The organism is Streptococcus mitis (assembly GCF_001579035.1).
Taxonomy (GTDB): Bacteria; Bacillota; Bacilli; order Lactobacillales; family Streptococcaceae; genus Streptococcus; species Streptococcus mitis_J.
On record NZ_KQ970287.1, the window covers coordinates 69500 to 74322 of the forward strand.

5 protein-coding genes and 1 pseudogene are annotated in these 4823 nt (G+C 39.9%); 5 read left to right on the forward strand and 1 reads right to left on the reverse strand.

Annotated elements, in window-relative coordinates; translation table 11 throughout:
- The 5 genes from spxB to manA form a co-directional block, all read left to right on the forward strand.
- The coding region (gene spxB / locus SMIDD26_RS04770) for a pyruvate oxidase (RefSeq protein ID WP_246746912.1) at nt 1-1750 on the forward strand (1750 nt) is incomplete at its 5' end.
- Nucleotides 1751-1860: 110 nt separating this feature from the next.
- On the forward strand, nt 1861-2208 hold the full coding sequence (locus tag SMIDD26_RS04775; RefSeq protein ID WP_061439249.1) for a VOC family protein: 348 nt from the start codon (nt 1861-1863) through the stop codon (nt 2206-2208).
- 282 nt (nt 2209-2490) lie between these two features.
- A complete protein-coding gene (locus SMIDD26_RS12240) occupies nt 2491-2646 on the forward strand; it encodes a hypothetical protein (RefSeq protein ID WP_167747478.1) in 156 nt (51 codons plus the stop codon).
- Nucleotides 2647-2820: 174 nt separating this feature from the next.
- The gene (locus SMIDD26_RS04780) at nt 2821-3081 is read left to right on the forward strand and encodes a SemiSWEET family transporter (protein ID WP_061439252.1); all 261 of its coding nucleotides are present in this window, start codon (nt 2821-2823) and stop codon (nt 3079-3081) included.
- Nucleotides 3082-3339: 258 nt separating this feature from the next.
- Nucleotides 3340-4284, forward strand: a complete 945-nt coding sequence (gene manA, locus SMIDD26_RS04785; RefSeq protein WP_061439254.1) for a mannose-6-phosphate isomerase, class I — start codon at nt 3340-3342, stop codon at nt 4282-4284.
- A gap of 39 nt (nt 4285-4323) precedes the next feature.
- Here manA and SMIDD26_RS04790 read toward each other — a convergent pair.
- Nucleotides 4324-4823 (reverse strand): annotated as a pseudogene (locus SMIDD26_RS04790) (sodium-dependent transporter); the annotation flags it as partial.

Sequence of the window (4823 nt, forward strand, 5' to 3'; positions counted from 1 at the left end):
TGCAGCAATGCTTAACGTATTGAAAACATGGGGCGTAGACACAATCTACGGTATCCCATCAGGAACACTCAGCTCATTGATGGACGCTTTGGCTGAAGAAAAAGATATCCGCTTCTTGCAAGTTCGCCACGAAGAAACAGGTGCTCTTGCAGCGGTTATGCAAGCTAAATTCGGTGGCTCAATCGGGGTTGCAGTTGGTTCAGGTGGTCCAGGTGCGACTCACTTGATTAACGGTGTTTACGATGCAGCTATGGATAACACTCCATTCCTAGCGATCCTTGGATCACGTCCAGTTAACGAATTGAACATGGATGCTTTTCAAGAATTGAACCAAAACCCAATGTACAACGGTATCGCTGTATACAACAAACGTGTAGCTTACGCTGAGCAATTGCCAAAAGTAATCGACGAAGCTTGCCGTGCTGCAGTTTCTAAAAAAGGTCCAGCTGTTGTTGAAATCCCAGTAAACTTCGGTTTCCAAGAAATCGATGAAAACTCATACTACGGTTCAGGTTCATACGAACGTTCATTCATCGCTCCTGCTTTGAACGAAGTTGAAATCGACAAAGCTGTTGAAATCTTGAACAATGCTGAACGTCCAGTTATCTATGCTGGTTACGGTGGTGTTAAAGCTGGTGAAGTGATTACTGAATTGTCACGTAAAATCAAAGCACCAATCATCACAACTGGTAAAAACTTTGAAGCCTTTGAATGGAACTATGAAGGTTTGACAGGTTCTGCTTACCGTGTTGGTTGGAAACCAGCCAACGAAGTGGTCTTTGAAGCAGACACAGTTCTTTTCCTTGGTTCAAACTTCCCATTTGCTGAAGTTTACGAAGCATTCAAGAACACTGAAAAATTCATCCAAGTTGATATTGACCCTTACAAACTTGGTAAACGTCACGCCCTTGACGCTTCAATCCTTGGTGATGCAGGTCAAGCAGCCAAAGCAATCCTTGACAAAGTGAACCCAGTTGAATCTACTCCATGGTGGCGTGCAAACGTTAAGAACAACCAAAACTGGCGTGATTACATGAACAAAATCGAAGGTAAAACTGAGGGTGAATTGCAATTGTATCAAGTTTACAATGCAATCAACAAACATGCTGATCAAGACGCTATCTACTCAATCGACGTAGGTGACACTACTCAAACATCTACTCGTCACCTTCACATGACACCTAAGAACATGTGGCGTACATCTCCACTCTTTGCGACAATGGGTATTGCCCTTCCTGGTGGTATCGCTGCTAAGAAAGACAATCCAGATCGCCAAGTATGGAACATCATGGGTGACGGTGCATTCAACATGTGCTACCCAGACGTTATCACAAACGTTCAATACGACCTTCCAGTTATCAACGTTGTCTTCTCAAATGGTAAATATGCCTTCATCAAGGACAAATACGAAGACACAAACAAACACTTGTTTGGTTGTGACTTCCCTAATGCTGACTATGCGAAAATCGCTGAAGCGCAAGGTGCTGTAGGATTTACAGTTGACCGTATCGAAGACATCGATGCAGTTGTTGCAGAAGCTGTTAAATTGAACAAAGAAGGTAAAACTGTTGTGATCGATGCTCGCATCACTCCACACCGTCCACTTCCAGTAGAAGTACTTGAATTGGATCCAAAACTTCACTCAGAAGAAGCTATCAAAGCCTTCAAGGAAAAATACGAAGCAGAAGAACTCGTACCATTCCGTCTCTTCTTGGAAGAAGAAGGTTTGCAATCACGCGCAATTAAATAATTTCTCTCGTCGAAAATCAAGTGTAACCATTGTAGATTTCATTCTATGATTTTCTTAGAGCGGAACTTGAAAAGATCGGAGCAATCCGGTCTTTTTATGGAGGAGAGTAAATGAATTTAAATCAATTAGATATTATCGTTGCAGATGTTCCCCAAGTCTGTACTGACTTGGAGCATATCTTGGATAAAAAGGCAGATTATGCTGATGATGGTTTTGCTCAGTTTACGATTGGCAGTCACTGTCTCATGTTGTCCCAAAATCATTTGATTCCTTTGGAAGATTTTCAGTCAGGAATCATTATTCATATCGAGGTTGAGAATGTCGACCAGAACTACAAACGGTTGAACGAGCTTGGTATCCAGGTTTTAAACGGTCCAACTGTAACCGATTGGGGAACAGAGTCCTTATTAGTTAAAGGTCCTGCTGGTCTAGTGATTGATTTTTATCGTATGAAATAAGGTGCTTAGTTATTTGAAGATAACCTTAACTATTCTTAAAACAGAAAGTGAGAATATGAACTATTGAAAGATCGGAGCAATCCGGTCTTTTTAATATAAAGCAATTGCATATAAATGGTTGACAACGCTTTCTTAAAATCTTATAATAAAAATATAATAGCAGAAAATAAGACTGATGTGGAAAGGAGGAATATGATTAAACAGCTGTAGTAAGTAGATTTTCTTATCTCATTGGAACTTGGGATTGAAATATCTCCATGAATAGATAGTAGGAGGAAAGAGATGCAAAAAAAGGATATTTATCTAATCTGTGTGACCATGATTATCTGTTCAATCATTATAGGTTGGATTGTAGGAAGTTTTATTTTTCATGGTCTTGAAGTTATTGCTCAAATAATTTCTAACGGTTTATTTACCATCAATCAATCGCTTCATTGACAAAAGCTATTCATTTTTACATTTTATGAATCGTACAGATCGGAGCAATCCGGTCTGTTTCTTATTACAAGACTGTGATAGTTTACATTTTTATAATAAAACTCTTAAAGTCTTGCTTATTTTTGTATTAAATTATAAAATAGAAAGTATAAAAGAATAAAAGAGGTTTTGAAAATGTCTGAAAAACAAATGAAAGTGTTGGGCTGGGTAGCGACATTTATGTCTGTTATGATGTATGTGTCATATTTCCCACAAATCATGAATAATCTTGCCGGTCAAAAAGGCAACTTCATTCAACCCCTCGTCGCAGCTATCAACTGTAGTCTCTGGGTTTACTATGGTCTTTTCAAGAAGGAAAGAGATATTCCACTTGCAGCTGCTAATGCACCAGGTATCGTTTTTGGTTTAGTAACGGCTATTACAGCTTTGAATTAAAAAGAAGACTGCTTTCAGTCTTTTTATTTTATGAAAATAGATGCTTCATTAAAGTAATTTTTGAATGAGAGTTGAGGGAAAAAGTCCAGTGACAGCTAGCTTTACGAGAGTCTTTTATGTTCGTCTCTATCAAAGAAAAAAGTATATCGTTACTATTTTTATAAAATCTTCTCCCTACTTTATAATATGTGAAAAAGAGTTCAATTAGATGGAGCTTTTTGCTATAATGAGGGGAGAAAAATCAGACAGGAGATCGACATGTCAGAACCATTATTTTTACAATCAGTTATGCAAGAAAAAATCTGGGGTGGTACCAAGCTACGTGATGAGTTTGGTTATGACATCCCAAGTGAAAAAATAGGGGAATACTGGGCCATCTCAGCTCATCCAAATGGAGTTTCAAAGGTGGCAAATGGTCGTTACGAGGGAACAGACCTAGCTACTTTGTATGCAGAACACCGTGAATTGTTTGGTAATCGTCCAGAGACTGTATTTCCGCTTTTGACTAAGATTCTGGATGCCAACGACTGGCTCAGCGTCCAAGTTCACCCAGATGATGCTTATGGACTAGAGCATGAAGGCGAACTTGGAAAAACAGAATGCTGGTATATCATTGCGGCGGATGAAGGTTCAGAGATTATATACGGTCACAATGCCAGGTCAAAAGAAGAACTCCGTCAGCAAATCGAGGACAAGAACTGGGATGACTTGCTTACCAAAGTCCCTGTCAAGGCTGGAGATTTCTTCTATGTACCAAGCGGCACCATGCATGCTATTGGAGCAGGTATCTTGATTCTTGAAACCCAACAATCTAGTGACACCACCTATCGCGTCTATGACTTTGACCGTAAGGATGATAATGGTAACTTGCGTGAACTTCACCTTGAAAAATCCATTGATGTCTTGAACATTGGTGAGCCAGCAAATAGCCGTCCTGTGACTGTCAAAGCTGATGATTTACGCTCAACTTTACTTGTCTCTAATGATTTCTTCGCAGTCTACAAGTGGGAAATTACTGGAAAAGTTGACTTCGAAAAGACAGCTGACTACAGCTTATTCAGTGTCTTAGCTGGTCAAGGTCAACTGACTGTTGACGGAAAAAACTATCCAATTCAAAAAGGTAGCCACTTTATCCTACTAAGTGATGTTGAAGCATGGACTCTGGAAGGGCAAGGTTTGGAATTGATTGTTAGTCATCCATAAAAAAGAAAGGGCCTGAGTTTACTACTCAAGTCCTTTTGATTACATAAATTGGGCGATGAAAACCACGATGATGATGATTGGAATAATAAAGCGAAGAAGGAAGAGCCAGACTTGGAACAGTCCCTGTTTCCATGCTCTTTCATCGAGATGAAGTTCCTCCATTGCAAGAGCCTTTTTAAAGATATAGCCTGTAAAAAGTGAAAGGCAGAGGGCTCCAAATGGCATGAGGAGATTGGAAACCAAGAAGTCCATAGCGTCAAAGAAGGTTTTACCAAAAATGTGAACATCCGCCATGACACCGTAAGATAGGGCTGAAGGAATTCCAAAGACAAAGGTCAAAATTCCTAAAATCACACTCCACTTAGCACGCTTGCTGTTGTCCTGATCGGTGATATTGCCCACATTGATTTCCAGCATCACGACGGAAGAAGTGACCGTCGCAAAGAGGAAGAGCAAGAGGAAGAGGATGTAGAAAATGGTTCCAAAAGGCATCTTGTCAAAGAGTTGAGGCAAGACGATAAAGAGAAGGCTTGGTCCCC

Coding starts and splice junctions, on each gene's coding strand:
- SMIDD26_RS04775 (WP_061439249.1), top strand. CDS start 1,861: ATGAATTTAAATCAATTAGATATTATCGTTGCAGATGTTCCCCAAGTC.
- SMIDD26_RS12240 (WP_167747478.1), top strand. CDS start 2,491: ATGCAAAAAAAGGATATTTATCTAATCTGTGTGACCATGATTATCTGT.
- SMIDD26_RS04780 (WP_061439252.1), top strand. CDS start 2,821: ATGTCTGAAAAACAAATGAAAGTGTTGGGCTGGGTAGCGACATTTATG.
- manA (WP_061439254.1), top strand. CDS start 3,340: ATGTCAGAACCATTATTTTTACAATCAGTTATGCAAGAAAAAATCTGG.